This is a genomic window from Rhodanobacter sp. FW106-HT46G03, assembly GCF_058789895.1.
Genome location: NZ_JBYTCC010000001.1, coordinates 599,345 through 625,886 on the forward strand (window position 1 = coordinate 599,345; position 26,542 = coordinate 625,886).

Here is a 26,542-nt window from a genome sequence, read left to right on the forward strand (position 1 = left end):
GGCCATGTTCGTCGACCTCACGCCCGAACAGCACGCGTTGCGCCGCAAGCTGCGCGACTACTTCAACGCCCTGATGACGCCCGAGCTGCGCCAGCGCCTGCGCGGTGCCGAGGGCGGCAGCGACTTCCGCCGCATCGTGCGCCAAATGGGTCAGGACGGCTGGCTCGCGGTCGGCTGGCCGAAGGAATACGGCGGGCAGGGCTACGCCGCCACCGAGCAACTGATCTTTTTCGAGGAGGCGACCATCGCCGGCGCGCCGTTGCCGTTCGTCACCATCAGCACGGTGGGTCCGGCCCTGATGCTGCACGGCAGTGCTGCGCAGAAGGCGCAATTCCTGCCCGGCATCGCCGCGGGCGAGATCGTGTTCGCCATCGGCTATTCCGAACCGGGCGCCGGCTCCGACCTGGCCACGCTCAAGACCCAGGCTGAATTCAGCGGCGACTCGGCCACCGGCCACTTCACGGTGAACGGTTCCAAGCTGTGGACCTCCGGCGCCGAGAGCGCGGACTACATCTGGCTCGCCGCACGCACCAGCGCGGAGCGCCCGCGGCACAAGGGCATTTCCATCCTGATCGTCGACACCCGTGCCAGGGGCTTTTCCAGCACGCCGATCGAAACCGTGGGCAACCTCACCGCGGCCACCTACTACGACAACGTCGAGGTGCCGGCCGCCATGCTGGTGGGCGAGCTCCACGGCGGCTGGAAACTCATCACCGCGCAGCTCAACCACGAGCGGCTCGGGCTGGGCGCGTGGTCCGACAAGGTGTTCGGCCCGTTCAGCCGCGTGCTGGCCTGGGCCGGGACGCCGGACGAGGACGGCAGGCGGGCGATCGACGCACCGTGGGTGCGGCGCGCGTTCGCCGAGTGCTACCGGCGGCTCGAAGCCATGCGCATCACCAATTTCCGCATTGCCGCCGGGCTCGAAAGCGGTGAGGTGGACGTGGCGCTGGCCTCGATCACCAAGGTCTACGGCACCGAAAGCGCACTGGAGATCCTGCGCCAGTTGCAGGAGATCGTCGGCGCGAGCGCGCTGGTCCGCGCCGATTCCAGCGCGGCGTTGCTTGCCGGCGAGCTGGAGTACGAGATCCGCGCCAACACCATCAACACCTTCGGCGGCGGCGCCAACGAAATCCAGCGCGAACTGATCGCGCAGTTCGGCCTTGGCCTGCCGCGCGTGCAGCACTGAGGACGCCGCATGGCCGAGCGCATGTCCAACCCGAACCCTTCCACGCCGGCGCTGGTTTCGCGTGAAGCGACGCAGGCCAAGCTCGACCTGCGCAGCGCGGCGGCCGCCCGGTACCGCGCCTCGCAAACCGACGCCATTGCCGAGTGCATCGAAGCCCGCGCGCGCGCCTACGGCGAGCGCCCGGCCTTGCTGTACGGCGAGGCGCGCTGCACCTATGCGCAATTGAATGCCGCCGCCAATCGCGCCGCGCACGCGCTGCATGCGCAGGGCGTGCGGCGTGGCGACGTGGTGGCCTTGTGCCTGGAGAATCGCCCGGCCTTCTTCGAGGTATGGCTGGGCCTGATGAAGGTCGGCGCAATCGCGGTGTTCCTCAACACCAACGTGCGCGGCAAGCCGTTGGCGCATGAATTGACGACCACCGGCGCGCGGCGGGCGGTGGTCGGTGAGGAATGCCTGGCGCTGTTCGCCGAAACGGAAACCGATGCCACGCTGTGGCTGTGGGCGGATGCCGAGCACCCCGCGCCGCCGGCGCAGCGTGCATCGTGTGCGCTTGATCTGGGCGCGCTGGCGGCAACGGTGCCGGACACCGACCCGCCGCCGGCGTGGCGCGCCGGGCTCACCGCCGGCGACCCGGCGGTGTACATCTTCACCTCCGGCACCACCGGGCTGCCCAAGGCTGCCATCGTCAGCCACGCGCGCTGGCTCATCACCGGCGACGTGATGCAGGTGACCACCGGGCTCGGGCCGCAGGATTGCTTCTACGCCTTCCTGCCGCTCTACCACGGCGCGGCCTCGCTGTCGGCTGCAGCCACCGCGTTCACCGCCGGCGCGAGCCTGCTCCTGCGCCGCAAGTTCAGCCGCCGCGCGTTCTGGCCCGACGTGCGCAGCTACCACGTCACCGCCTGCCAGTACGTGGGCGAGATCTGCCGGTTCCTGCTCACCGAGCCGCCGCGCGCCGACGACCGCGAGCACAGTTTGCGCACCATGGTCGGCGCCGGCCTGGCGCCGGAAATCTGGGAGCAATGGGTGGACCGTTTCGGCCCGATGAACATCTTTGAAGGCTGGGGCGCGACCGAGGCCAACGCCAACGTCATCAATGTCGACAATCGCATGGGCAGTTGCGGCCGCGTGCCGTTCTGGGAAAAAACCAACCTGCGGCTGGTGCGCTACGACGTGGAGCGCGGCATCCACCCGCGCGGCGCCGACGGCTTCATGCAGCTTGCCGGCGTGGACGAGCCGGGCGAGGCGATCGGCATGATCCTGGACCTGCCGGACATCGTCGCCGGCCGCTTCGAGGGCTACACCTCGCCCGAGGCCACTGCGCGCAAGACCCTGCGCAACGTGTTCCGCGAGGGCGATGCGTGGTGGTCCTCCGGCGATCTTTTGCGCTGCGACGCGGATGGCTACTGCTGGTTCGTCGACCGCATCGGCGATACCTTCCGCTGGAACAGCGAGAACGTTTCCACCACCGAAGTGGCCGACCAGCTTGGCGATTTTCCCGGCATGGATTCGATCACCGTCTACGGCGTGCAGGTGCCCGGCCACGAGGGGCGTGCGGGCATGGCCGCAGTGGTGATGCACGATGGCCGGGCATTCGACCCGAAGGCGTTCTGGCGCCTCGCCAGCGAGCGCCTGCCGCGCTACGCCGCACCGCTGTTCGTGCGGGTGCCGCCGGCCGCCGACATGACTGGCAATTACAAGCTGCGCAAAATCGACCTGCAACGCGAAGGCTACGACCGCGCGCAGGTCGCGGACCCGCTCTACGTGCGCGACGACGCCGCGCAGGCCTATCTGCCGCTGACCAGCGAAACGCTGGGCCGGGTGCTCCATGGCTGACGGCGCACCCACGGCCATCAGTTACCCGCTGACGCCGCCGGCGGCCGACGGCTCGGTCGTGGAAGTGGCGCCCGGCGTGCTGTGGGCGCGCATGCCGATGCCGATGACGCTGGACCACATCAACGTGTACCTGTTGCGCGGCGAGCACGGCTGGGTGGTGGTCGATACCGGGCTCAACACCGCGCGCTGCCGCGAGCTGTGGCAGCACATCGCCGCCACCCACCTGGACGGCCTGCCGATCACGCTCCTGGTGTGCACGCACTGGCATTACGACCACGCCGGGCTGGCCGCCTGGTTCGTCGAGCATTTCGGCGTGCGGGTGGCGATGACGCTGGGCGAATACTTCACCATGCGCGCCTACGCGCAGCCGGCACCCGATCCGCTGCCGTCCACGCAGCGCGATTTCTACCGCCGCGCCGGGCTCGATGACGCCGGCATCGACAAGCTGTTTGCCGGCGTGCGCCACGATCCGTTCACCGCGCCGGCGCCACGCAGCTATCGGCGCCTGCGCGGCGGCGACGTGCTGGCCATCGGCCAACGCCGCTGGCAGGTGGTGATCGGCGAAGGCCACTCACCGGAACACGCTTGCCTGTACGACGCCGACGCGCATCTGCTGCTGGCCGGCGACCAGCTTCTGCCGCGCATCACCTCCAACGTGCTGGTGTCCGACATCGAGCCCGAAGCAAACCCGCTGGCGTTGTGGCTGGCCTCGCTGACGCGCCTGGAGAGCCTCGCGGCCGACACGCTGGTGCTGCCGTCGCATCAGGAGATCTTTCGCGGGCTGGCCGTCCGCACGCGCGAGCTGGCGGAGCACCACGCGCACCAGCTCGACGTGCTGCGTGGCTGTCTGGGACACGCGCCGCAGGCCAGCGCCGTGGCGGCCATGCACACCCTGTTTCCGCGCCGCCGCGGTCCGTTCGACGACATGCTGGCGCTGGGCGAGACGCTGGCCCACCTGGCGTGGCTGCGCGACGCGGGCGAAGTGCGCCGCACGCTGGATGCGCACGGCATCCATCGTTTTGCCTTGACTGCCGCCGGGGAGGCGCCATGAGCGAACTCGACGAATTTCGCGCGCAGACGCGCGCCTGGCTCGACGCCAACTGCCCGCCGGCGATGCGCCAGCCGATCACCGCCGACGACATGGTGTGGGGCGGCTCGCGGCTTGCGTTCAAGAACGACGACCAGCGTGCGTGGTTCGAGGCCATGCGCGAACGCGGCTGGCTCGCGCCCGATTGGCCCAGGGAGTACGGCGGCGGCGGGCTGGATCGCCGCCAGGCGCAGGTGCTGGACGAGGAGATGCGCCGCCTGCATTGCCGCCAGCCGCAATACAACCTCGGCATCTGGATGCTGGCGCCGGTGCTGCTCAAGCACGGCACCCACGCGCAAAAGCTCGAGCATCTGGTGCCGATGGCGCAGGGCCGGGTGCGCTGGTGCCAGGGCTTCTCCGAGCCGAACGCGGGCTCCGACCTCGCCAGCCTGCGTACCCGTGCCGAGCCGGACGGCGAGGACTTCGTCGTCAACGGCTCCAAGATCTGGACCAGCTACGGCAACTTTGCCGACTGGATGTACGCGCTGGTGCGCACCGACCCCACGGCAAAGAAACAGGCCGGTATCAGTTTCGTGCTGATCGACATGAAGAGCCCCGGCGTTAGCGTGAAACCGATCGAGCTCATCAGCGGCAAGTCGAGCTTCTGCGAGGTGTTTTTCGACAACGTGCGGGTGCCACGCCGCCAGCTCGTCGGCGCGCTCAACGATGGCTGGACGCTGGGCAAGGAGCTTTTGCAGCACGAGCGCGCCGCCATGAGCAAGTTTGCCGAAGGCGCCGCACCCTCGCTCGATCCGCTCGCCAGCGTGCGTGCCTGGCTGGCTGAAAACCCCGACGATGCGCTCGCCCCGGAGCTGCGCACACGCCTGGCGAAACTGCTGATGGACGCGCAGGCGTTCGCGCTCACCCATCGCCGGGTGACCGAGCAGGCGCTGGCGAGACATGACGTGAAAGGCCCGGCCGCGATCATGAAGCTGGTGCAGACCGAGCAGGAAGTCGCCAAGTACGAACTCCTGGCCGACGCGCTCGGCCAGCGCGCGCTGGTGTGGGAGGATGCGCCATCCACCGGCCTCGAGCACGAGGTGGATCGCGGTTGGCTGCTGTCCAAGACCTACACCATTGCCGGCGGCAGCAGCGAGGTGCAACTCAACATCATCGCCAAGCGCGTGCTTGGCCTGCCGACGTGAGGTCGTCGCGATGAGCCTGTTGCTGAGCGACGAGCAAGTGCAGTTGCGCGAAGCCGCGCACGATTTCCTCGGCGAGCGGTCGCCGGTGGCGCGCCAGCGCGCGCTGCGCGATGGCGGCGATGCGCTCGGTTTCGACCCGGTGTTGTGGCGCGACGCCGCGGACATGGGCTGGACGGCGGCGGTGTTTCCCGAAGCGGTTGGCGGCCTCGACTTCGGCTGGCAGGGCCTCTCCGCCGTGTTCGAGGAGTGCGGCCGCAGGCTGGCCGCGCTGCCGCTGCTGTCCAACGTGGCGCTCGCCGGTGGCGCCGTGCTGGCGCTCGGCAATGCCGAACAACAGCAGTGCCGGCTGCCGTCCATCATCGCCGGAGAGCCGCGCTTTGCGTTGGCGTTCGAGGAAGGCGCGCGGCATGCGCCGACCCGGGTGCGTACGTGGGCGCGTCGCGCCGGCGCTGGCTGGGTGCTGGATGGCGAAAAGACCTTCGTGATCGACGGCGTGGGCGCCGAACAATGCCTGGTGCTGGCGCGCAGCGCCGGCACGGACGATGAGCCCGATGGCCTCAGCCTGTTCTGCGTACCCGCCGATGCGCCCGGCGTGGTCGCAACCGGCGTGCGCATGGTCGATGCACGCAACACCGCCAACCTCGCGCTGCACGAGGTGCACGTCGACGCCGATGCCCTGCTCGGCACGGCGGGCAAGGTGTGGCCGGCGCTCGACCAAGTGCTCGACCGCGCGCGCGCCTGCCTGGCCGCGGAAGCGCTGGGCCTGGTGCGCGAGGTGTTCGCGCGCACCATCGACTACCTTGGCCAGCGCGTGCAATTCGACGTGCCCATCGGCTCGTTCCAGGCGTTGCAGCACCGCGCCGCACGCCTGTATGTCGAGATCGAGCTTTTGGAGAGCGCGGTGCGCGGCGCGTTCGAGGCGATCGACGCCGGCTCGGCCGAGATCGGCCCGCTTGTGAGCCTGGCCAAGGCGCGCGCCTCCGACCTGTGCGCCACCGTGCCGAACGAAGCGGTGCAGATGCACGGCGGCATCGGCGTCACCGACGAGTTCGATCTGGGTTTGTTCGTCAAGCGCGCGCGCGTGCTGCGCCAGCAACTGGGCGACGGCGCGTTCCATCGGGAACGCTATGCGCGACTACGGGGGTTTTGAATGGCCACGGGTTCCGAATTGATGGCGCTGGCCGCACGCAGCACGGCGCAACTGACCGCGCCCGGTGCGCCGTTCGAGCTGGTCGACGTGGAGCAGGGCGGGCACACGCTGAAAGCCTACCGGCAGGCGTTCCCCACGCTGCCCGCGCTGCTCGACGCCGGGCGCGTGCATGCCGACAAGGAGTTCCTGGTCTACGAGGGCGAGCGCTGGACGTTCACGCGTTTCTTTGCCGCGGTGGATGCGCTCTCCGGCTGGCTGCAGCGCGAGGCCGGCATCCGCGCCGGCGAGCGCGTCGCCATTGCCATGCGCAACCGCCCGGAGTGGGGCGTGGCGTTCGTCGCCACTGCCATGACCGGCGCGGTGCCGGTGCCGCTCAACAGCTTCGGCCTGCGCGACGAACTGGCTGCCGCCTTGCGCGAAACCACGCCGCGCCTGCTGTTTTGCGATGCCGAGCGCCACGCGCGCATCGGCGAGGATTTGCCGGTGCTGGGCGTGGCCGCCATCGTCGCCGGCGGTGCCGTGCCGCCCGGCACGCACGATTTCGATGCGTTGTGCGCAGCCGGCACGGCCCCTGCGCAGACGCCGGTGCTGACGCCCGCCGACCCGGCGCTGATCCTCTTCACCTCCGGCGCGTCCAGCCGGGCGAAAGCCGTGCTGTCCGGCCAGCGCGCGGTGTGCCAGGCGATGTACAACATCGAATACATCGGCACGTTCTCCGCGCTCACTTCACCCAAGGCGATCGAAAAGCTGATGCAGAGCGCCAACCCGCCGACCACGCTGATGGCGGTGCCGCTGTTCCACGTCAGCGGCCTGCATGCGCAACTGCTGGCCTCGTTGCGCGGCGGGCGCCGGCTGGTGCTGATGCGCCGCTGGGACAGCGCGCGCGCGCTCGAGTTGATCCGCAGCGAACACATCACCCAGTTCAACGGCGCACCGGCGATGGTCATGCAGCTTCTGGCCGAGCCCGGTTTCGACGCGGCCACCACCACGCTCGCGGGCATCGGCTTCGGTGGCGCCGGCCTGCCGCAGCGCGTGGTGGACGACGTGCTGGTGCGTCGACCGGATTCGCTGTCCGGCGTGGGCTTCGGCATGACCGAGACCAACGGCGCCGGTGCCGCCGTGGCCGGCGCACTGTTCTTTCGCCGGCCGAACAGCTCCGGTTGCCTGTCGCCGGTCATGCAGCTCAAGGTGATCGACGCCGGGGGCAAGCCGCTGCCGGCCGGCGAACCCGGCGAGCTGTGCCTGCGCGGCGTGTGCGTGATGGACGGCTACTGGCACAACCCCGAAGCCACTGCCGCTGCGCTCGACGCCGACGGCTGGCTGCACACCGGGGACATCGGCTACCTGGATGCCGAAGGCTTCCTGCACGTGGTCGACCGCATCAAGGACGTGATCAACCGCAATGGCGAAAAGATCGCTTCGGCCGAGGTCGAATCCTGCCTGCTGCAGCACTCTCAGGTGCAGGAGGCGGTGGTGTTCGCCCAGCCCGACGAGGTCACCGGCGAAGCCGTGGTGGCCGTCGTGGTGGCGCGCAGCGGCGCCACGTTGTCGGCGGATGCGGTGCGCGCCCACGTCGCCGCGCGGCTCGCCGCGTACAAGGTGCCGCGCGACATCTACATCCACTCCGGGCCGCTGCCGCGCAGCCCCAGCGGCAAGCTGCTCAAGCGCGCCGTCAAGCGCGAATATCTCCCCTCCTGAAACCGCAACCGGAGTGCCTCACATGCGCAAGTCGATGCTGATGGGCGGCGTGGCCGCACTGGTCGCGGCCCTCGCGGTGCCGGTGGCATGGGCCGCGGCACCGGCGACCGTCGAGGTCGCCGCGCCCGCGCCCGGCGCGCTGCTGTCGGTGCAGGCCACCGCGGTTCCCGCCACGTTGCCACACGCGGCAACGCGCGAGGTCATCACCTACCGCAGCCGCGGCGTGCACGGCGAGCCCATCGTGGTTTCTGGCTACGCGCTGCTGCCCAAGGGTGCGCCACCGAAGGGCGGCTGGCCGGTGCTGGCATGGGCGCACGGCACCACCGGCGTGACCGACACCTGCGCGCCTTCCGGCGATTACGTCGGCGGGCCGATCCACCCCTATGAGACCGCGATGGAAACCGCGCTCGACTGGTGGCTGGCACGGGGCTACGCGGTGGTTGCCACCGACTACCAGGGCCTGGGCACGCCGGGCGGCCATCCGTACATGGACGCCACCAGCCAGTTGCACACGGTGGACGACGCGGTGCGCGCGCTGCACGCGCTGCGCCCCGGCGCGTTCAGCAAAGACTGGCTGGTGATGGGCCACAGCCAGGGCGGTGCCGCGGCGCTCGCGGTGGCCGCGCACGGCCAGGCCGACCTGCCGCAGTACAAGCTGCGCGGCGCCATCGCCATCGCGCCGGGCGGCTACCGCTACTCGGCGATCATGGAGTACCTCAAGGCCAACCCGCACCCGCCGGTCGGTGTCGCGCTGTTCTTTCCGATCATGCTCCAGGGTGCGCAGGCCGCCGACCCGAAACTCGACGTGGAGCAGCTCATCAGCCCCGACCTGCAGCCGCTGATGAACCTCGCCGGCAGCCGCTGCCTCGCCGAGCTGCGCACGGAGGTCAAGCAGGCGCCGGCGACGGTGTTCAAGCCCGGCGCCGACCTCGCCCCGCTCACCGCCTATCTCGACCGCCAGGCCATCGGCCACCTGCAGCCCACGGTGCCGGTGATGTTCGTGCAGGGCAGCGCCGACCAGCTCGTCGCCGCAGGCGGCACGCAGGCGTACTACAAGCAGATCTGCGCTGCACACGCCACCGCCTTCTATCACGACGTCCAGGGCGGCAGCCACGGCGATGCCTTGGCGCAAAGCCCGGCGGCAGCGCATGACTTTCTCGCTTTCCTCGCAGGCGGACACCAGCTGAAAACCTGTGCACCAGTTGCTGGCACGCCGCCCGCTGCTACGCACTGAAAGGCGCCCGCGTGGGATGTACTGGCCACTTCGACGGTTTTGATGCCGTCGCGCATCGTCAGGTCGAGACAGACCTCGCCCTCAAGTTCCGTGCCCCATAACCGAGGCCATGAGCTGGCCTGCTTGGCCTGATTGGCCAGCCAGTGTTGCTCGAACTGCACCGGGCCGAACTAGTTCAAGGCAGAGTGTAATCGGGCTTGGTTGGATTGTGTCGCGCGCCGTTGGCAACATCTGAATTTCTTTCAGTACAAGGCGATCATCAAGGTCAACGTGTCGCGCGTTAGTTGCCGGGCGTGAGGGGAGACCACGCGAGGACGACATCAACGGCCGCATCCGAGCCGCCAAGGCGTGTGCGGCTACGGCACCGATCGTCACCTGATCGCCATCAGCTATCTCATCTGCGCCAACCTCAGGCACCTGCCGAAGAACTCGTGGACGCATGCGGTTCAGCGGGTCGCTGCGTGAGTGTCAACCACACGGATTGAGAGAGCCACGAGAACAGTTTCCCGCCATTATCACCTGGCTCAAGTGCGGAGTTTCAGTACCAGTTTGTCGTGGTCGGACGGCAGGACGCGATACTGTTCCTGCGGGGCGTCTCGTCTACGCATCGGTGTGCCCGTCGAAGGAGCGCTTGCCGAAATAGACGTCTGTGCTTTCCTCGAATCAAGCCCGCCACGGGCGACATTGAAGGAGAAGCACATGGAGTCCACTTATCTCACCACGGAGCAACTGGCGGAGCGCATCCACTACGACGCGCGGACGATCCGGACCCGGCTCAAGGATTCGGTGCTGCTGGAGGGCATCCACTACATCCGCCCGTTTGGTGGTCGCAAGCTGCTGTACGTGTGGGAGACGATCGAACGGGACATGGGCGAGTTCTCGGGGCGTTGCCTGGCACCGGTCCCGATGGCCAACGGAGGCGTCGCCCATGGTTAAGGTGCGTGTACGCCCGGAGACGGGCAACCTTTACTTGGACTTCGGCTATAGGGGAGCGCGGTGCCGCGAGTACACCGCGCTACCAGATACGCCCGCCAACCGTCACCAGGTGCAGGCGCTGGCACGCCGAATCGAGCGCGATTTGCGCTCGGGAACCTTTGAATATGGCCGCTACTTCCCGGATAGCCCGCGCGCTACCCAGTCGCCAACCATCGCCGGGGCGCAGGCCTCGCCGGGTGCACTCAAGTCGAGTGCGTCGACGGCACCGACTTTTCGTGAATTCGCTGAGACGTGGTTCAAGGAGTCCGAGCCCCGGTGGCGCAAGCGATATCACGCCGCAGTGCGCGACGAGCTCGACAAGCACTTGTTGCCGTGGTTTGGCGAGAAGCTGATCTCCGACATCGCGCGTGCAGACATCCTCGGTTTCCGGGCGGAGTTTGCCCGTCGCAAGGGGCGACGCGGGGCCCTCGTGTCCGCCAAGCGCATCAACAAGGTCATCAGCGTTTTCAGCTCCATCCTCAACGAGGCATGTGACCGGCAAGGCGTACCGTCTCCCGCGCGTGGCATCAAACCGCTGAAGCAGAAGCGCTCGGAGATCCTGCCTTTCAGCCTCGCCGAAGTGGACCTGATGGTGGCCACCGTCCGCCAGGATTACCGCGCGTACCTGATCGTGCGGTTTTTCACCGGGCTTCGCACCGGGGAGGTGAACGGCCTGCAGTGGCAGGATATCGACTTCGCTGAGAACCTCATGAAGGTGGAGCGCAGCGTGTCGCGCGACGGCGATGGGGAGCTCAAGACTGAAGGATCCCATCGGGTGATCCAGATGGTGCCGCAGGTACGGGCGGCCTTGCAGGCGCATCTGGCGACGAAGACCGAGTCTTGTCCGTGGGTCTTCAGCACGCGCCACGGCAACCCGATCGACGCCGTGAACTTCACCAACCGCGTGTGGTACCCGCTCCTGCGGCTGCTCGGCCTGCGGTTGCGCGCCCCTTACCAGACCCGACATACCGCAGCCACCCTGATGCTGGCGGCTGGCGAGAATCCCGAGTGGGTTGCGCACACGCTCGGACACTCGACTGTTGATTTCCATCCAAAACTGAGCCACTTCCCCGGGTGATTTTCGTCCGATTTTGAGCCACCTCCTACCACCCTCCGCTCACAGCACGAGCGGGAGCAACAGGAGTGATCGACGTGGCCCTATTGAGCGTAATCCGACGCTGGCACCTTCGCGACAAGATCTCGATCCGAGAGATCGCCCGACGCACGAAGCTGTCACGCAACACCATCACCAAGTATTTGGCGAGCGGGGAGACCTCCCCGAGGTATCCCCACCGGAAGAGTCCGAGCCAGTTGGATGCGTATGCCGTAGAGCTGTCCGACTGGTTGCGCACCAACCAGCGACAGTCGCGCAAACAGCGACGCACCTTACGGCAGATGCATGCCGCTCTGCTGACGAAGGGTTATGCCGGCTCCTATGGCCGGGTTGCCGCGTTCGCCCGCGAGTGGCGGCGTGCCGAGCAAGAGCGGGCGCAGACGGCCGGGCGCGGGACGTTCGTGCCATTGCTTTTCGCACCGAGCGAAGCGTTCCAGTTCGACTGGAGTGAGGACCACGCCCGCATCGGCGGTGAGCGCGTCAAGCTGCAGATTACCCATTTCAAGCTCTGCCACAGCCGCGCCTTCCTACTGCGCGCCTATCCGCTGCAGACCCACGAGATGCTGTTCGATGCACACCAGCATGCCTTCACCGTGTTCGGCGGCGTGCCCCACCGCGGCATCTACGACAACATGAAGACCGCTGTGGACAAGGTCTGCAGCGGCAAGCTGCGCGACGTCAACGCCCGATTTGCCGCGATGGTGAGTCATTACCTGTTCGAAGCCGAGTTCTGTAATCCCGCCTCCGGCTGGGAGAAGGGCCAGATCGAGAAGAACGTCCAGGATGCCCGTCATCGGATCTGGCCCACGGTGCCCGCGATGCCGACGCTCGATGCGCTCAACGTCTGGCTGCAAGAGCGCTGTGTGGCGCTATGGCACGAGTTTACCCACCCGACGTGGCGGGATCGGACGATCGCCTCGGTCTGGCAGGACGAGCAGCCGTTGCTCATGCCGATGCCGGCTCCCTTCGATGGCTTCGTCGAGCAGACCAAGCGCGTAACGCCGACCTGCCTGGTGCATGTCGAGCGCAACCGCTATAGCGTGCCGGCCAGTTATGCGAACCGGCCGATCAGCGTGCGTCTGTACGCCGACCGTGTGGTGATGGCCGCCGAGGGCCAGGTGATTGCCGAGCATCCGCGCCGGATCAACCGCACGCACGATGGCGGCCTGACGGTCTACAACTGGCGTCATTACCTCAGCGTGGTACAGCGCAAGCCCGGCGCCTTGCGCAACGGCGCCCCGTTTGCCGATCTGCCGGAAGGCTTCCGTCGCTTGCAGACTCAGTTGCTCCAGCGCCCCGGCGGTGATCGGGAGATGGTCGAGATCCTCGCCCTGGTGCTGCAGTACGACGAACAGGCGGTCCTCACCGCGGTCGAGTTGGCGCTGGAGGCCCATGCCCCGTCCAAGCCGCATGTGCTCAACCTGCTGGCTCGGCTGGTCGGCCAGACACCGCCGGCTCCGGTCGGTGCGCCACCAGCCCTGGCCTTGCAGGTCGAACCGGTCGCCAACGTGGCCCGCTACGACGGTTTGCGGAGGACACACGATGTCGCATGACGCCGTGATCACCACGCTCAAGTCGTTACGCCTGCATGGCATGGCCCAGGCACTCGATGAGCTGGCCCAGCAAGGTGCCTCGCTGTATCGCGAAGCGATGCCCTTGATGAACACACTGCTCAAGGCCGAAGTGGCCGAGCGTGAGGTGCGCTCCATCAACTATCAGCTGAAGGTGGCGCGCTTCCCGATCTACCGGGATCTGAGCAGCTTCGATTTTGCCCAGAGTACGGTCGACGAGGCACTGGTTCGCCAGTTGCACCGTGGCGACTTCATGGATCAGCGGCAGAACCTCGTCTTCGTCGGCGGCCCCGGCACCGGCAAGACCCATCTGGCCACGGCCATCGGCGTGCAGGCCGTCACGCATGGGCGGCGGCGTGTGCGCTTCTTCTCCACCATCGAACTAGTCAATGTGCTGGAACTGGAGAAGGCCGCCGGCAAGCAGGGACAACTGGCGACCCGCCTCATCGAGGCCGACCTGGTGATCCTCGACGAACTGGGCTACTTGCCGTTCTCGCAGGCTGGGGGCGCCTTGCTGTTCCACCTCATCGGCAAGCTCTACGAGCACACCAGTCTGGCCATCACCACCAACCTCAGCTTCGCCGAATGGGCGGCGGTCTTTGGCGACGCCAAGATGACCACCGCGCTACTGGACCGGCTCACGCATCGCTGCCACATTCTGGAAACCGGCAACGACAGCTACCGCTTCAGGAACCATGGCACGGACATCACAAAGGAGACCAAGACCCCAACGTCAACCCCAATCTGAGCTAACCTGCAGCACGAACGGGTGGCTCACTTTTCGATGAAAATCCCGGCTCAGTTTTCGGCGGAAATCAACAGGCAGGCGTCTTCGATGGCGTGCTGGACACTGGCCAAGGTGTGTGGCGTGGAAAGCGCCAGCGAGTACTTCCCGGCGACCTGGGCGATGGTGGGGAGGATAGGGAGTTCCACATAGGAGACGGTGGGTTCAAGGAATCGGCTCTCAGCCGTGTCGGGCTTGAACGCCTGTTGTGGCGTCAGGGCTGGGAGCCGGATCGCCCGATCCGCGATCGCCATGTCCCAATGGGCCCCACTCTGGTCTGTCGGTGCGTCCGACAGCTTGGTCAAGATGCGAACAGCGCACAGGGACGCGGGCGCACGCCCGGTAACCAGCGAGAGCAGAGGCCAGATGGCGCCGGCGGAGGTTTCGTTGGTGGCCGCCTCTGCCGTGAGTTGTTCCATCAGGGCTTTTGCGACGATTCTGGCCTCCGGCACCAGCAAGGATTCCGGGTGCTCGGTGAGCAACAGGTGGTTCCGGCCCCAGATGGATTGTCTTGCCCGGAACACGCCGTTGCGGGCGGTCGCCAGGTTTCTGCTGGGGGCTGGCAGGATGGCTGCGATCGGCCTCCCTTGCGCCTCTTCGGGAGATTCGCCGCGCAGGGATTGCGGCCCGTCGACGAACCCGATCTCCTTCGTGATGATGCGGGGCACGAAAGGACGCGGTGTTTCGTGGCGGTGCGTGGCTCGCCGGCCGGCAGTCGCGTCGGGCGACGACGGTTTGCTTGTCGCAGGCGGCGATGGTGCAGCTACGGCGCCGGTCGGCTCGACCGGTGGGATGCGCCGAACATGTCCTTTCACCGGCGGCCCTTGAGTCAGCGCCGGTAGGTAATGGTGTTGTGCCCATTTCGCCAAGCCCTTGAGAGGGCAGTTTTCGAAGTTGCCGACGATCCGCGCCAACTCGGCGCGGGATTGGGCGGCCCCCTGCTTGTGCAGCCAGTCCGAAAAGGACGCAGATGGCTTGCCTCGTGCACCGCGGATGGTGGCAGCCAAGGTGTTGAGCGCATCGCCATTGCCCGTGATCCCGTTTCGGAGGTCACCGTTCCATTGATGGCTACATATAAGTAGTAGCGCTCTAAGCTGTTCGAGCTCGGGCTGGGCGGTCCGTCTTTCTTCGAACAGGGCGGCGTAGATCGGATACTTGGTGGTGTAACCGACAAGGTGGGCGTGTCTGGTGTAGTCCTCCTTCAGCTTCGGGGTGATTGCGGCAAACCCCTGGTGGACGCGAGTTTCCAGCTCGGACAGCGCGGCGGTATTGGCCCAAGGAATTGACGTCTCGTCGGGGAGCCAGGGTGTGGCTGCGACGACACGCCGCAAAAACCTTAACAACGGGGGGATGGCCGTCATGTTTGGTGGCGGCGCGGTCCGAGCAATATCGACGAGTAGGGGCTCCTCCGGGCGCAGCTCCGGAATCGCGTTCAGCAGGTCGCCTACGACATGCGTCGGTTCGGCAGCTTGTATCTTCACAGCGCTCTGTGCAGGACGTTACTCATTTGCACATCATACGTCGGGACAACATTGTTGTACGTCGCGTGCCGTTATCAACTGAGCAGGACGTCAGGCGAAATGTAAGTTGCTCTCATTTTGTAGACTAAATATTAGTAAAAACAGTTAGCTACGTACGTAACAAATTCGACGTTGTACTTTTAATGTTTATTGGCGTGCTTGTTTAATTTCGCCCTCCGAAGCAAATCCCGCCAGGCGCACCATTTCGTTGGGACAGATCCGGGACAGACCGCGGCCGCAAGTCGAGATGGCCGATTGGGCCGGATGAGTGAAGCCTGACGAGGCGGTCGCGCGTTACATGGCCGCAGTGACCTCCATGAGGTCGAGTTTTTTGTCGCCGTGTCGTGCGCTCCGGAGAATTCGCCCGGGGCGTGGCGAACGATCCGACGGTGCAACCACTCAGTGCCCAGCACACACTCCTTCGAGGTCGGTGTAGCCAGACCATTTGGCGTTGGCACCACAGCCGGGGCAATCCGGATTGCGCGGCAGGCGCAGCTTGCGGAAGTCCATGTCCAGCGCATTGATCAGCAGCAATTGGCCCACCAGCGGCGTGCCGAGGCCGAGCAGCAGCTTGAGCGCTTCGGTCGCCTGCAGCAGGCCCACCAGGCCCGGGAGCACGCCCAGCACGCCGGCTGCGCTGCAGTTGGGCGCGGCATCGGCGTCCGGCGGCTGCGGGTACAGGCAGCGGTAGCACGGCGAGTGCGGGTCGCGCGGATCGAACACGCTGACTTGGCCGCTGAAGCGTTCGAGCGCGCCGTATACCAGCGGCAGTTTCAGGCGGATGCTGGCGGCGGTCAGCAGGTAGCGGGTCGGAAAATTGTCGGCGCCATCGATGATGAGATCGTGCCCGGCGACGAGCTGCTCGACGTTGGCCGCCCGCAGGCGGGTGTCGCGCAGCTCCACGCGGACCCGTGGGTTGAGCGCCGCCAGCGCGATCCGCGCCGATTCGGTCTTGGCCATGCCGACGCGCGCATCGGCGTGGATGATCTGCCGCTGCAGGTTCGAGCGCTCGACGCGGTCGTCGTCGATCAGCGTGATTTCGCCCACCCCTGCGGCGGCGAGATACAGCGCGGCGGGCGCACCCAACCCGCCGGCGCCGACCAGTGCAATGCGCGCAGCGGCGAGCCGCCGCTGGCCGGCGACGCCCACCCCGGGCAGGTTGATCTGGCGCGCGTAGCGTTCGGCGGCATCGGCGTCGAGCGCGCCGCCGTGGGCGATGGGCAGGCCCTCGTGTTGCCAGCGCGCATAGCCGCCGGCCACCGAGCGCACATTGGTGTAGCCGAGCTGGCGCAGCGTCCGCGCCGCCAGCAGCGAGCGGATGCCGGCCTGGCACAAGGTCAGGATCTCGCGGCCGCGGTCGGGTTCGAGCTCGTCGATCTGCAGCTCGAGGAACCCGCGCGAGAGGCCCTGCGCGCCGACCGGCATGCCGGCCGCGCGTTCGCTCTCCTCGCGCACATCCAGCAACAGTGCGCCCGCGGCCTGGCGCCGCAGGGCGCCGGCGGGCGCCAGCTCGCCGATTTCGCCGCGCAAGCGCTGGATCAGGGCCTCGGTATCGTTGGCGTTGGGCATGGACGGTGCGTTCGATCAGTCGGCCGCTGGCCAGCAGTGGATGGCGGCGGCCGGCAGTTCCACGCACAACGGTTCGGGCAACGCCTGTCCCGCCGGCAGCGCCACCCACAGGTGGCCTTGTCCGCAACGAACGCGGCATTGCTGGCCATAAGGCCCGATTTGAATGCTTTCGGGCACCGCGTGCAAGGCCGTGGCCGGCGCCGTCGCGGCGTCCGATACGCGCAGCGCGTGGGGCGCGATCGACCAGTCGACCGCGCTGCCGTCGGGCAGCTCGGCCGGTAGCGCGAGCGTCGCGTCGGCCGCCGGCCAGTACAGCCGGGCGGTGCCATCGACCCGGCGGATGCGCCCGCGCAGCACGTTGCGTTGGCCGAGCAGGCGCGCCGCGGCACCGCTCACGGGATGGGCCTGGACTTGCGCCGGCGGCCCCGCCTGCACGATGCGGCGTCCATGCATCAACACCAGGCGGTCGGCCGCCGCCGCGAGCACCGGATCATGGCTGGCGACCAGCGTGGGTACGCGCGCGGCGTGGATCACCGCGATCAGCTCGGCCACGATGTCGTCGCGGGTGATGGGATCGAGCGCCGAAGTCGGCTCGTCCAGCAGCAACAGGCGCGGTTCGCGGGCCAGCGCACGGGCCAGCGCGACGCGCTGGCGCTGGCCGCCCGAGAGCTCGCCGGGCCAACGCTCGGCATGCTCCGCCAGGCGCACGCGTTCGAGCCAGTCCATGGCGCGTTGCCGACGTTGCGCCCCGTGCAGCGGAAACGCCACGTTGCGCCACACGTTGAGGTGCGGAAACAGGCCGTAGCCCTGCGGCAGATAGCCCACCGCGCGCTGCGACGCGGTGCGTCCGGCGAATGGCTGGCCGTTCGCCGGCAAGAGCCCCGCGATGGCACGCAGCAGCACGCTCTTGCCCTCGCCGCTGGCACCCAGCAGCACGGTGAAACCCTCGACCTCGAAGCGCGCCGCCAGCCGGATCGGTTGCTCGATGTGGTAGTCGATGTGCATCAAGTGCGCCCGCGCCTTGCCAGCATCCCCAGCGTCAGCGGCAGCGGCAGCGCCACCAGGAAAAATACCCACAGCAGCGGGTACACGGCATCGAGCCCGGAATCCTGCAGGTTGACCCACAGCTTCACCGGGATGCCCTGCGGGTAGTAGGCAATGATGAGCACCACGCCGAACTCGCCGAGCGCGCGCACCCACGCGAGCGCCACCGCAGCCGCCAGGCCGAGGCGCGCCAGCGGCAGGCTGACGGTGATGAAACTGCGCGTGGGCGAATGCCCCAGCGTCAGCGCGATTTGTTCCAGTTCGCGCGGCACGCTCTCGAACGCTGCCCGCGCGGCGATCACGTAGTAGGGGAGTGCGGCGTAGAACTGGGCCGCCACGAACGCCGGCGGCGAATTGGTGAGCGTGAGCCCGATGCGCTGCAGGGTCGCGCCCACCGGCGCATACGGACCGAACAGGCTCATCAGCAACAGGCCCATCGCCAGCGGCGGCGTCAGCAACGCCAGCAGCAGGATCGCATCCACCAGCCATTTGCCGCGCCGGTCGCGGCGTGCCAGCCACCATGCGAACGGCGTGCCGAGGCCGATGATGGGGACCAGGGCAACCAGGCTGTAGCCCACCGACACCGCGATCGCCTGGCCGTCGCCTGGCGCGAGGTGGAAATCCGCCCAGTGCGTTGCCACCAGCAGCCCGACGAACGGCGCGAGCAGCAGCACCACCGCGACCGCGGTGAGGCCACTCGACACCCATGGGCTGCGCAGCGGACGGGCCATGCCGGTCACGACGCTCCCTGCGTTGCGGGGGCGTAGCCGTACTGCCGCAGCAGCGCCTGCCCGCGCGGGCCGTGGATGAAGGCGATGAACTGCTGCGCCAGTTGCGGTTGGCGCGCCGTCTTCAGGATGGCGGCGTAGAACACCAGCGGTTGCGCGCGCAGCGCCTTGCCGTCGGGCAGTTCGATGCCGGCCTTGGCATACCAGTCCGCGCGCATCGCGGGGTTGCCGAGATTGATCGCATCCGGCAATGCCAGCGTCGGCAGGTGGTGCGAGTGGGCCGCGCTCGCATAGCCGATGGTGGCGTCGATCTGGCCGGCCTCCAGCCGCGAGAGCAACGAGTTCTCGGTGAAGATCTGCCGCGGGTTGATGATGTCGCCCGCGATGCGGCGGACGAGTTGCGGCTGCCGGTAGTAGCGGGCGGCAAGCTGCAGCGTGAACAGCACGTTGGCGCCCTGCGGATCGATCGACGGGTCGCTGCGGCCAAAGCGCAGGCCCGGTTGCGCAAGCACGGCATGCCATGGCTGGCCTCCGGCGGCCGCCGCGGCAAAGGCGGGCGCGAAACGGCTGCGCGGGCTGTAGATCACGACCATGCGGGTACTGGCGATCGGCTCGACCGACGCGATCAGCCCGGCCTTGCGCAGCACGTCGACCGGCCCCGGCGTGACGGCGATGAACACGTCGGCCTGCAACTGCTTCGCGGCGAGCAGGCGGGCCAGTGCGTACGAACCCTGCCCGGTGCCCTGGAACGTCGCGGCGTGCGCCTGCTCGAAGGCGGGCCCGAGCCCCCGGTCCATGAGCGCGCCCATCGACCCGGCGTAGGCGACCCGCAGCACCGTCCGCCCCGCGGCGGCCAGCGGCAGCAGCGCGAGCACGAGCCAGGCCAATGCCGCGATCGACGCGAGCCCGCGGCGCTTCATGCGGATTTCCCGGTGGCGTGATGGTGGTGCGCGGAATCCTCGACGCCGATCCGCAGCCATCGGTCAGTGCCGGTGGCCATGCGGGTGCTGGTGGCTGCCGGCCGCGACCGCGCCGCCGGCTTCCGCGGACTGCGCATCGCACAGCGAGCAGCCCTCGCTCCACGCGCTGTCGCCATCGATGTAATGCTCCTGTTTCCAGATCGGTGCCGCGTGCTTGACCGCCTCAATGGCGAGCCGGCAGGCGCGGAAGGCTTCGTCGCGATGCGGGGTGCCGGCGGCGACCAGCACCGCGATGTCGCCGACCGCGAGGCGGCCGCAGGCGTGCCCGATGTAGAGCTTGAGCGGGTCGCCGACTTCGCGCCGGGCGCGGGCGCCGATGTCCGCGAAGATGTGCAGCGCGAGCGGCCTGAAGATGTCGTAGGAGATGCCGGTGACGACCCGGCCGAGGTTCGCTCCGCGCACGCAGCCGATGAAGGTCGCGATGCCGCCGAAGCGCGGGTCGGACACCCAGGCAATGGCGTCGGCCACCTCCAGCCGGGCTTCGCTGGCGTCGACCACGAGGGTGCGCAGGTTGTCCATCTCAGCCACCACTCACCGGCGGCAACACCGCCAGCTCGGCCCCGGCCGGCAGCGGGCTGGTTTCGGCCAGCACGCTGTCGCTGCTCGCGAACGCCGAGCGCTCGACCACGCTCGCGCGGGCGTTCGACGCATGGGACTCGAGATAGGCCACCAGCGCGGCGCGCAGGTCGGCGACGGTTGCGGCCTCGGCCACCTCCAGTTCCAGCCAGCCGCGCGGATCGACCTCGCGCAGGGCGCCGTACAGGGCGAGATGAATCTTCATGCGTCGGCTCCGGCCGGTTGCGGCCCCTGCAGGTGGCTCAGGCCGCAGGCGTCGACCAGCGTGCCGGCCGCGAGCTGGCTGATGCCGGCTGGCGCAATGACCCAGGCGTTGGCGCGCGCGTAGGGGGCGATGCGGTAGGACTCCTGCCCCGGCAGGATCAGCGCCTGCAGGCGACCGTCGGCGTCGATCCCGAGCCGCGCCTTGAAGTGCATGCGCAGGTCGGGGTGCTTGCCGTGCGCGTTGGCGAGCCGCACGCGCAGGGGGCGTTCGGTCGGCAGGCGCATCAGCGCGCGCAACGCGACGCTGACGAAGAACCGCAGCCCCACGGCCACCGCGATGGGGTTGCCCGGCAGGCCGAAGAACAGCGTGCCATCCGGCAGGCGCGCAAACAGCAGCGGCTTGCCGGGGCGGATCGCGAGCTTGTGGAACAGCACCGTGGCGCCGAGTTTTTCCAGCGCGTGCGGAACGAAGTCGTAGCGCCCCATCGAGACCGCGCCGGTGGACAACACGATGTGCGCGCCGGCGGCGCGGGCGCGCCCGACCGCGGCAAGAAACGCGGCGGCGTCGTCCCCGACCACCTCGCGGTGGACGACTTCCGCCCCGGCGTGCGGCAGGCGTGCGGCGAGGTAGGGGCCGTTGCTGTCGCGGATCTGGCCCGATTCGAGCCTGGCCGCGGGGTCATCGACCAGCTCGCGGCCGGTGCACAGCACGGCGACGCGCGGCCGGGCCGCCACCTCCACGGCGGCGACGCCGAGCGCGGCCAGCAGCATCAGGTGCTGCGCGGCCAGCACGGTGCCGTGGTCCAGCACGGTGCCGCCACGCTGCACGTCCGAACCGGCGGTGCGCACATTGGTGCCAGCGGCGACGTCGGCCAGCAGCCGCACGCGCGGCGGGTCGGCCAAGCGTTCGGCGCGTTCGACCGGGATGACCCGGTCGCGCCCGTCCGGCACCCGTGCGCCGGTCATGATTTCCCAGGCGCCGGTGGTGGCGACCGCGGCCGCGTCGCCGGCGGCCTGTTCCCCCGCGATCGGCCAGATGCTGCCGGCAGTCGCCGGCGCCTCGGCGCCCAGCGCGAAGCCATCCATCATCGAGTTGTCGAAGGGCGGCAGGTCGACCGCGCTGCGGACGGCGGCGGCCAGCACGCGCCCATCCGCCGCCGCCAGTGTCACGTGCTCGCTGGGCAGCGGCGTACAGGCCTCGCGGATGCGTTCGACGGCGATGGCCGGATCGAGCAATGCCGTCATGCGTGGTCTCCGCCGGCGGCCATGGCCAGCGCATGCGGCAGCACCGGCGCCAGGATGTCCATGCCTTGCGCGACCGCCTTGGGACTGCCCGGCAGGGCGATGACGAGCGTGCCGCCGACCAGCACCGCCTCGGCGCGGCTCAGCCACGCGAGCGGCGTGTGCTGGCTGCTTTCGACGCGGAACATTTCGGCCAGGCCCGGCACGCGGCGATCGGCGATGCCGGCCAGCGCCTCGGGCGTGCGGTCGCGCGGTCCGAGCCCGGTGCCGCCCGTGCAGATGACCAGCCGGGTGCCGGCGGAAGCGAGGTCACGCAACCGTTCCGCCAGCGTCGCCGGCTCGTCCGGCAGCACCTCGGCGGCGACGATGCGGGCGCCGAGCGCGGTGAGGCGCTCGACCAGCACCGGGCCGGCGCGGTCGGCGTAGTCGCCGCGGCTGGCGCGGTCGCTCAGGGTGATGACGGCGGCGCTCTGCCCGTCGAGCGGCGCCTGCGCATGCGGCTTGAAGCGCTCGCGTTCGGCGGCGGTCATGCCATCGGGATGGATCCACAGCCCCTTCTTGCCGCCTTCCTTGAACAGCAGGCGCACGCCGCCGAAGCTCAGCGCGGGCTGCACCGGCTTGGTGAGGTCGTAGAGCGTCAGCAGCGCCGCGTTGACGCCGGCCAGCGCTTCCATTTCCACGCCGGTGCGCGCGGCCAGCGCGGCTTCGCAATAGACGCGGATCACCTGCCGCTCCGGCTCCGGCACGCAGCGCACCTCGGCAAATTCGAGCGCCAGCGGATGGCACAGCGGGATCAGGTGCGAGGCGTTCTTGGCGCCCTGCAGCCCGGCGAACTCGGCCATCACCAGCGCGTCGCCCTTGGGCAGACGGTGCTCGACGATGTCGGCAAACGCGCTGCCGGGGTGGAACTCGCCGACGGCCACCGCGCGCCGCGCGGTGATCCGCTTGCGGCGTACATCGGCCATGTGGAAATTCGCGTAGGGAGTGTCGTGATTCATGTTCGGCTGTGGAGGTGCGGCGTTTCGATCCCGGGGTGCCACCGCACGGGACGCGTGTGATCCGGGCGGCGCGCTGAAGCATGCAAGGCAGGCCGGTATCTTGGCGACACGTTTTGTGGCGAAGTGCGTGACGGGGTGTTGGTTGCCATCTGACTCTGGCTCGTGGTTTTCAGCTGGCATCGGGCCACCGGCTACGGGTCGCAGCTTAGCTCAGGACTTGCGGTGGTTCCGGATCGCGGAACCCCGGTTGCGACGGTGTGGATGGGGAACCGGCGGCTGCTCCAGATCAGGTGTGGACGAAGGTGGATAGCATACCCTCATGGGTATAGTGGCCCGGCACAAGGGGGTGAGGCGTGGAAACGCGAGACACACTGGGGCGGTTGATGCGCGACCTGCGCATCTCGGTGACCGACCGCTGCAACTTCCGTTGCACCTATTGCATGCCGAAGGAGCTGTTCGGCGCCGACCACGCGTTCCTGCCGCGCGCCAGCCTGCTGAGTTTCGAGGAGATCGTGCGGCTCGCGCGCTTGTTCGCGGCGCTGGGCGTCAGCAAGCTGCGCCTGACCGGCGGCGAACCGCTGGTGCGCAAGGACATCGAGCGGCTGGTCGCGCTGCTGGCGCCGATCCCCGGTATCACCGACATCAGCCTGACCACCAACGGTTCGCTGTTGACCGCGGACAAGGCACGCCGGTTGAAGGCGGCCGGCTTGCAGCGCATCACCATCAGCCTCGATGCGCTCGACGACGCGACGTTCAAGGCGATGAACGGGGTCGGGTTCCCGGTGGGCAAGGTGCTGGACGCGATCGACAACGCGGCCGCGGCGGGGCTCACGCCGGTCAAGATCAACATGGTGCTCAAGCGCGGCGCCAACGAGCAGTGCATCGAGGACATGGCGGAGCATTTCCGCGGCAGCGGCTGCATCCTGCGCTTCATCGAATTCATGGATGTCGGCACCACCAACGGCTGGCGCATGCAGGACGTGGTGCCCTCGGCCGAAGTGATCAAGCGCGTCGATGCGCGCTGGCCGCTGGAGCGCGTGCCGGCAAACTATCCCGGCGAAGTGGCCAACCGCTGGCGCTACAAGGACGGTGCGGGCGAGGTCGGGGTGATCGCCTCGGTCACCCAGCCGTTCTGCGGCGGGTGCACCCGCGCGCGGCTGTCGGCGGAAGGCGTGCTGTACACCTGCCTGTTCGCCGGCGGGGGCACCAGCCTGCGCGACCTGCTGCGCAGCGGCGCCGACGACGAGGCGGTCATGGACAAGATCGCCGGCGTGTGGGGCCGGCGCCGTGACCGCTATTCGGAATTGCGCACCCAGGCGACGCCGGAAATCGCGGCGCGCAAGAAAATCGAGATGTCGTATATTGGCGGCTGACTGCGGTTTGGCGTGGGCGCCTGCGACGGAATGCCGGTTTGGCGCCGCCGCCGGCATGGCACCCGACAGCGGTTTCGCCGGCGCAGGGGTGGGGCGCCGCAACCGACGCGCACGATGACGACTCGGCGCACGCGGGGGTGTTCGGGGTAACCAGGTGGATTATCAACATGGAGGCAGGCCCATGCATGTAATCGATCGCGTGTTCGCTTCACTCGCGCTGGCCGCACTGGGATTCGTCTTTGCGGGTTCCGCCATGGCGGCGTCGGCCAGCGATGCCGGCTGGCATGCGGGGGTCATCGCCAGCGCCGGCAAGATCCACCCGGTGCCGAAGAATGCCGTGTTCATGCCGGATCGCGCGGCGACCTACAAGGTGGTCTTTGCCTTGACCCACCCCGGCAAGGACCCGACCGAGGTGAGCCCGGCGCTGGAACGCGTCGCGCGCACGGTCAACCTGTATGCCAGCGCCGGCGTCCCGCTCGATCACCTGAAGTTCGTGGCGATCGCCTACGGACCGGCGACGGAAATCGCGCTCGACGACGCGCACTACCAGCAGTTGCACCATGTCGCCAATCCCAACCTGCCGGTGATCCGCGAGCTGCACCAGCACGGCATCGAGGTGGCGGTGTGCGGGCAGGCGGTGATGGAGCACCACTATCGCTTCGAGTGGGTGGATCCAGCGGTGCCGGTCGCGTTGTCGGCGTTGACCACCATCACCGAGCTGCAGCAGCAGGGCTACGCGCTGATGCCGCTGTAAACCCGGGTGCCGCGCAGATCGCGCGAGAGGAGGCGTGGGATGCAACGTAGCCTTGGGCGCACATGGCGCCGCTGCCTGTTGGCGGCAGGTCCGCTGTTGCTGGTGGCTGCGGCGGTCGTCGCCGCACCGGCTTCGTCGACACAGGACTACCTGCCGCCGTGGAACCCGCCGCCTGCCGGCGGCGTGCATTTCCAGGTGGCGCCGGTGGACGCGATTGCCGACCTGCACGGCGATATCGTCGATCCCCAGTTGGTGGTGTTCTTCGCCGGCAACCAGTTCATAGTGGTGCACGATCTGGTGACGGCATTCCGGCAGGCGTATCCGCAGTACCAGCGCATCTACGTGGAAACGCTGCCGCCGGGCATCCTTGCGCAGCAGATCCAGACCGGTTCGCTGGTGATGGGCAACCTGAAGATCGCCTTGCAGCCGGACGTCTATACGGCCGGCAAGGGGGCGATCGCGCACCTGCAGGAGGAGCACGGCTGGTTCGCCGACACGTTCGACTATGCGCGCAACGGGCTGGCGATCCTGGTGCCGGCGGGCAATCCGAAACACGTGCGCGGGCTGGCGGACCTCGGCCGCGCGGACGTGCGGGTCAGCATGCCCAACCCCAAGTGGGAAGGCATCGCGCGCCAGATCGAGGCCAGCTACCGCAAGGCCGGCGGCGAGGCGCTGGTGACGGCGGTCATGCAGACCAAGGTCGCGGCCGGCACCACGTTCCTGACCCGCATCCACCACCGCCAGTCGCCGCTGCGCGTATTGCAGGGGGAGGCCGACGCCGCGCCGGTGTGGTCGACCGAGGCGTGGTTCCAGCAGCAGATCCTGCACCATCCGGTGGAAACCGTGGCGATCCCGGCGGCGCAGAACAGCGTGGCCACCTACACCGCGGCGGTGATGAAATCGGCCCCGCACGCACAGGCTGCGTGCGATTTCGTGAAGTTCATGGCGGGTGCGCAGGCACGTGCAATCTATGCGAAGTACGGTTTCCAGCCGCCGGGGCGTTGACCCGCCAGGGTCGCGGCCGGACCGTCAGCAGGTCGACACCGCGGCGGAATGGCGGCTGAGCGGGATGGCCACGGTGGTCGCGTCCACCGGCTGGTGATAGCCGCCCGGCCCGAAGCGGTCGATCAGGTCCGACTTGTAGGCGTCGAAGAAGCGCGCGAAGAACTTGTCGCCGACGCAGCCGGTGGCCGCGAGGCCGTCGCTTTCGGCGTCCCATGCCAGCCGCACCGGCAGCAGGGCATTCGGCGCCGGGCCGGACACCCGCGCGGCACCGGCGGCCGGGTCGTACACGCTGCCGTGGGTGCAGCACACGATGCGGCCCGGCGAACCGGCGAGCGGGCTCGCCGAATCCGCGTAGCGGATCGCGCTGTAGTCGGGGGTCGGGTAGCTCAGCTGGTGCGTGCAGATGGCCACGCAGGCGACGAGGTTGGCACGCGGTCCGACACCCGCTGGACTGGTGTAGTCGCCATCTTCGGGTGAAGCGAGGGTGGCCGGATGCGCGGTGCGCGCGCCGAGGTTGATGAGGAAGCACGGGATGCCGCGATAGGGGTAGGCGAACACCAGCGCCTCGGTGGTCGGGACGTCCGCCGCCTTGAGCGGACTGCCATCGGCATTGACCAGGCGGGCCGGTGGGTGGTCGGCGATGGAAGCGGCGAGTGCGGGGTGGCCGCGCCAGCACGCGGCCGCGATGGCGGTGCCAGCGCATACCTTGACGAATGATCGGCGATCCATGGGGATGGGTTCCGGCCGGGGCGCCTGCGCGGCCCGGCCG

At 68.5% G+C, this 26,542-nt stretch carries 24 protein-coding genes; 14 read left to right on the forward strand and 10 right to left on the reverse strand.

All coding sequences use genetic code 11. The annotated features are described in order from the left end of the window. Positions 1–4: 4 nt before the first annotated feature. From AC3WP6_RS02410 to istB, 11 genes are all read left to right on the forward strand, one after another. Positions 5–1,186, forward strand: coding sequence for an acyl-CoA dehydrogenase family protein (locus tag AC3WP6_RS02410; RefSeq protein ID WP_492626201.1), 1,182 nt, complete (start codon positions 5–7; stop codon positions 1,184–1,186). Between the two features lie 9 nt (positions 1,187–1,195). Beyond that, positions 1,196–3,022 (forward strand): long-chain-acyl-CoA synthetase, encoded by a 1,827-nt coding sequence (locus AC3WP6_RS02415; protein ID WP_492626202.1) that lies wholly within the window; start codon positions 1,196–1,198, stop codon positions 3,020–3,022. Next, the gene (locus tag AC3WP6_RS02420; protein WP_492626203.1) at positions 3,015–4,073 is read left to right on the forward strand and encodes an MBL fold metallo-hydrolase; all 1,059 of its coding nucleotides are present in this window, start codon (positions 3,015–3,017) and stop codon (positions 4,071–4,073) included. The genes AC3WP6_RS02415 and AC3WP6_RS02420 overlap by 8 nt, the downstream gene beginning before the upstream one ends. After that, positions 4,070–5,254 carry an acyl-CoA dehydrogenase family protein gene (locus AC3WP6_RS02425; RefSeq protein WP_492626204.1) on the forward strand — a complete coding sequence of 395 codons (1,185 nt, stop codon included), beginning with the start codon at positions 4,070–4,072 and terminating at the stop codon, positions 5,252–5,254. Before AC3WP6_RS02420 ends, AC3WP6_RS02425 begins: the two co-directional genes overlap by 4 nt. A 10-nt stretch (positions 5,255–5,264) precedes the next feature. Next, positions 5,265–6,404 carry an acyl-CoA dehydrogenase family protein gene (locus AC3WP6_RS02430; RefSeq protein ID WP_492626205.1) on the forward strand — a complete coding sequence of 380 codons (1,140 nt, stop codon included), beginning with the start codon at positions 5,265–5,267 and terminating at the stop codon, positions 6,402–6,404. Next, complete coding sequence (locus tag AC3WP6_RS02435) at positions 6,405–8,102, forward strand: class I adenylate-forming enzyme family protein (protein WP_492626206.1); 1,698 nt, start codon at positions 6,405–6,407, stop codon at positions 8,100–8,102. A 22-nt stretch (positions 8,103–8,124) separates the two neighbouring features. Next, the gene (locus AC3WP6_RS02440) at positions 8,125–9,336 is read left to right on the forward strand and encodes a serine aminopeptidase domain-containing protein (protein WP_492626207.1); all 1,212 of its coding nucleotides are present in this window, start codon (positions 8,125–8,127) and stop codon (positions 9,334–9,336) included. A 699-nt stretch (positions 9,337–10,035) separates the two neighbouring features. Next, positions 10,036–10,272 carry a hypothetical protein gene (locus AC3WP6_RS02445; protein ID WP_492626208.1) on the forward strand — a complete coding sequence of 79 codons (237 nt, stop codon included), beginning with the start codon at positions 10,036–10,038 and terminating at the stop codon, positions 10,270–10,272. Further along, entirely contained in the window at positions 10,265–11,389 is a 1,125-nt protein-coding gene (locus AC3WP6_RS02450) for an Arm DNA-binding domain-containing protein (RefSeq protein ID WP_492626209.1), read from the forward strand. The genes AC3WP6_RS02445 and AC3WP6_RS02450 overlap by 8 nt, the downstream gene beginning before the upstream one ends. Before the next feature lie 65 nt (positions 11,390–11,454). Continuing rightward, complete coding sequence (gene istA, locus AC3WP6_RS02455; RefSeq protein WP_492626210.1) at positions 11,455–12,978, forward strand: IS21 family transposase; 1,524 nt, start codon at positions 11,455–11,457, stop codon at positions 12,976–12,978. Continuing rightward, complete coding sequence (istB, locus tag AC3WP6_RS02460; RefSeq protein ID WP_492626211.1) at positions 12,968–13,744, forward strand: IS21-like element helper ATPase IstB; 777 nt, start codon at positions 12,968–12,970, stop codon at positions 13,742–13,744. Before istA ends, istB begins: the two co-directional genes overlap by 11 nt. A gap of 50 nt (positions 13,745–13,794) precedes the next feature. Here istB and AC3WP6_RS02465 read toward each other — a convergent pair whose 3' ends face one another. From AC3WP6_RS02465 to moaCB, 9 genes are all read right to left on the reverse strand, one after another. Continuing rightward, positions 13,795–15,261 carry a hypothetical protein gene (locus tag AC3WP6_RS02465; RefSeq protein WP_492626212.1) on the reverse strand — a complete coding sequence of 489 codons (1,467 nt, stop codon included), beginning with the start codon at positions 15,259–15,261 and terminating at the stop codon, positions 13,795–13,797. 438 nt (positions 15,262–15,699) lie between these two features. Then, positions 15,700–16,869 (reverse strand): molybdopterin-synthase adenylyltransferase MoeB, encoded by a 1,170-nt coding sequence (gene moeB, locus AC3WP6_RS02470; protein ID WP_492626213.1) that lies wholly within the window; start codon positions 16,867–16,869, stop codon positions 15,700–15,702. Positions 16,870–16,884: 15 nt separating this feature from the next. Further along, positions 16,885–17,874, reverse strand: a complete 990-nt coding sequence (locus tag AC3WP6_RS02475) for an ABC transporter ATP-binding protein (RefSeq protein WP_492626214.1) — start codon at positions 17,872–17,874, stop codon at positions 16,885–16,887. Continuing rightward, positions 17,874–18,644: an ABC transporter permease subunit gene (locus AC3WP6_RS02480; RefSeq protein WP_492626215.1), complete on the reverse strand. Its 771-nt coding sequence runs from the start codon at positions 18,642–18,644 to the stop codon at positions 17,874–17,876. Before AC3WP6_RS02480 ends, AC3WP6_RS02475 begins: the two co-directional genes overlap by 1 nt. Positions 18,645–18,649: 5 nt before the next feature. Further along, the gene (locus AC3WP6_RS02485) at positions 18,650–19,561 is read right to left on the reverse strand and encodes an extracellular solute-binding protein (RefSeq protein ID WP_492626216.1); all 912 of its coding nucleotides are present in this window, start codon (positions 19,559–19,561) and stop codon (positions 18,650–18,652) included. A 63-nt stretch (positions 19,562–19,624) separates the two neighbouring features. After that, entirely contained in the window at positions 19,625–20,140 is a 516-nt protein-coding gene (locus tag AC3WP6_RS02490) for a molybdenum cofactor biosynthesis protein MoaE (RefSeq protein ID WP_492626217.1), read from the reverse strand. 1 nt (position 20,141) lies between these two features. Next, positions 20,142–20,402, reverse strand: a complete 261-nt coding sequence (locus tag AC3WP6_RS02495; protein WP_492626218.1) for a MoaD/ThiS family protein — start codon at positions 20,400–20,402, stop codon at positions 20,142–20,144. Continuing rightward, entirely contained in the window at positions 20,399–21,646 is a 1,248-nt protein-coding gene (locus tag AC3WP6_RS02500) for a molybdopterin molybdotransferase MoeA (RefSeq protein WP_492626219.1), read from the reverse strand. Before AC3WP6_RS02500 ends, AC3WP6_RS02495 begins: the two co-directional genes overlap by 4 nt. Then, positions 21,643–22,641, reverse strand: coding sequence for a bifunctional molybdenum cofactor biosynthesis protein MoaC/MoaB (gene moaCB / locus AC3WP6_RS02505; RefSeq protein WP_492626220.1), 999 nt, complete (start codon positions 22,639–22,641; stop codon positions 21,643–21,645). Before moaCB ends, AC3WP6_RS02500 begins: the two co-directional genes overlap by 4 nt. A 353-nt stretch (positions 22,642–22,994) precedes the next feature. On the opposite strand from moaCB, the gene moaA reads away from it, so the two are divergent. The 3 genes from moaA (at position 22,995) to AC3WP6_RS02520 (ending at position 25,773) form a co-directional block, all read left to right on the forward strand. Beyond that, on the forward strand, positions 22,995–24,014 hold the full coding sequence (gene moaA / locus AC3WP6_RS02510; RefSeq protein ID WP_492626221.1) for a GTP 3',8-cyclase MoaA: 1,020 nt from the start codon (positions 22,995–22,997) through the stop codon (positions 24,012–24,014). A gap of 181 nt (positions 24,015–24,195) precedes the next feature. Then, entirely contained in the window at positions 24,196–24,768 is a 573-nt protein-coding gene (locus AC3WP6_RS02515) for a DsrE family protein (RefSeq protein WP_492626222.1), read from the forward strand. 39 nt (positions 24,769–24,807) lie between these two features. Continuing rightward, positions 24,808–25,773, forward strand: coding sequence for a molybdate ABC transporter substrate-binding protein (locus AC3WP6_RS02520; protein ID WP_492626223.1), 966 nt, complete (start codon positions 24,808–24,810; stop codon positions 25,771–25,773). Between the two features lie 24 nt (positions 25,774–25,797). Here AC3WP6_RS02520 and AC3WP6_RS02525 read toward each other — a convergent pair whose 3' ends face one another. After that, on the reverse strand, positions 25,798–26,502 hold the full coding sequence (locus AC3WP6_RS02525) for a Rieske (2Fe-2S) protein (protein WP_492626224.1): 705 nt from the start codon (positions 26,500–26,502) through the stop codon (positions 25,798–25,800). Positions 26,503–26,542: the final 40 nt, after the last annotated feature.

What these genes read in the sequence shown, in the direction of transcription:
- AC3WP6_RS02410 (WP_492626201.1), top strand. Translation starts at nt 5, where the DNA reads ATGTTCGTCGACCTCACGCCCGAACAGCACGCGTTGCGCCGCAAGCTG.
- AC3WP6_RS02415 (WP_492626202.1), top strand. Translation starts at nt 1,196, where the DNA reads ATGGCCGAGCGCATGTCCAACCCGAACCCTTCCACGCCGGCGCTGGTT.
- AC3WP6_RS02420 (WP_492626203.1), top strand. Translation starts at nt 3,015, where the DNA reads ATGGCTGACGGCGCACCCACGGCCATCAGTTACCCGCTGACGCCGCCG.
- AC3WP6_RS02425 (WP_492626204.1), top strand. Translation starts at nt 4,070, where the DNA reads ATGAGCGAACTCGACGAATTTCGCGCGCAGACGCGCGCCTGGCTCGAC.
- AC3WP6_RS02430 (WP_492626205.1), top strand. Translation starts at nt 5,265, where the DNA reads ATGAGCCTGTTGCTGAGCGACGAGCAAGTGCAGTTGCGCGAAGCCGCG.
- AC3WP6_RS02435 (WP_492626206.1), top strand. Translation starts at nt 6,405, where the DNA reads ATGGCCACGGGTTCCGAATTGATGGCGCTGGCCGCACGCAGCACGGCG.
- AC3WP6_RS02440 (WP_492626207.1), top strand. Translation starts at nt 8,125, where the DNA reads ATGCGCAAGTCGATGCTGATGGGCGGCGTGGCCGCACTGGTCGCGGCC.
- AC3WP6_RS02445 (WP_492626208.1), top strand. Translation starts at nt 10,036, where the DNA reads ATGGAGTCCACTTATCTCACCACGGAGCAACTGGCGGAGCGCATCCAC.
- AC3WP6_RS02450 (WP_492626209.1), top strand. Translation starts at nt 10,265, where the DNA reads ATGGTTAAGGTGCGTGTACGCCCGGAGACGGGCAACCTTTACTTGGAC.
- istB (WP_492626211.1), top strand. Translation starts at nt 12,968, where the DNA reads ATGTCGCATGACGCCGTGATCACCACGCTCAAGTCGTTACGCCTGCAT.
- moeB (WP_492626213.1), bottom strand. Translation starts at nt 16,869, where the DNA reads ATGCCCAACGCCAACGATACCGAGGCCCTGATCCAGCGCTTGCGCGGC.
- AC3WP6_RS02475 (WP_492626214.1), bottom strand. Translation starts at nt 17,874, where the DNA reads ATGCACATCGACTACCACATCGAGCAACCGATCCGGCTGGCGGCGCGC.
- AC3WP6_RS02480 (WP_492626215.1), bottom strand. Translation starts at nt 18,644, where the DNA reads ATGGCCCGTCCGCTGCGCAGCCCATGGGTGTCGAGTGGCCTCACCGCG.
- AC3WP6_RS02485 (WP_492626216.1), bottom strand. Translation starts at nt 19,561, where the DNA reads ATGAAGCGCCGCGGGCTCGCGTCGATCGCGGCATTGGCCTGGCTCGTG.
- AC3WP6_RS02490 (WP_492626217.1), bottom strand. Translation starts at nt 20,140, where the DNA reads ATGGACAACCTGCGCACCCTCGTGGTCGACGCCAGCGAAGCCCGGCTG.
- AC3WP6_RS02495 (WP_492626218.1), bottom strand. Translation starts at nt 20,402, where the DNA reads ATGAAGATTCATCTCGCCCTGTACGGCGCCCTGCGCGAGGTCGATCCG.
- AC3WP6_RS02500 (WP_492626219.1), bottom strand. Translation starts at nt 21,646, where the DNA reads ATGACGGCATTGCTCGATCCGGCCATCGCCGTCGAACGCATCCGCGAG.
- moaCB (WP_492626220.1), bottom strand. Translation starts at nt 22,641, where the DNA reads ATGAATCACGACACTCCCTACGCGAATTTCCACATGGCCGATGTACGC.
- AC3WP6_RS02515 (WP_492626222.1), top strand. Translation starts at nt 24,196, where the DNA reads ATGCATGTAATCGATCGCGTGTTCGCTTCACTCGCGCTGGCCGCACTG.
- AC3WP6_RS02520 (WP_492626223.1), top strand. Translation starts at nt 24,808, where the DNA reads ATGCAACGTAGCCTTGGGCGCACATGGCGCCGCTGCCTGTTGGCGGCA.
- AC3WP6_RS02525 (WP_492626224.1), bottom strand. Translation starts at nt 26,502, where the DNA reads ATGGATCGCCGATCATTCGTCAAGGTATGCGCTGGCACCGCCATCGCG.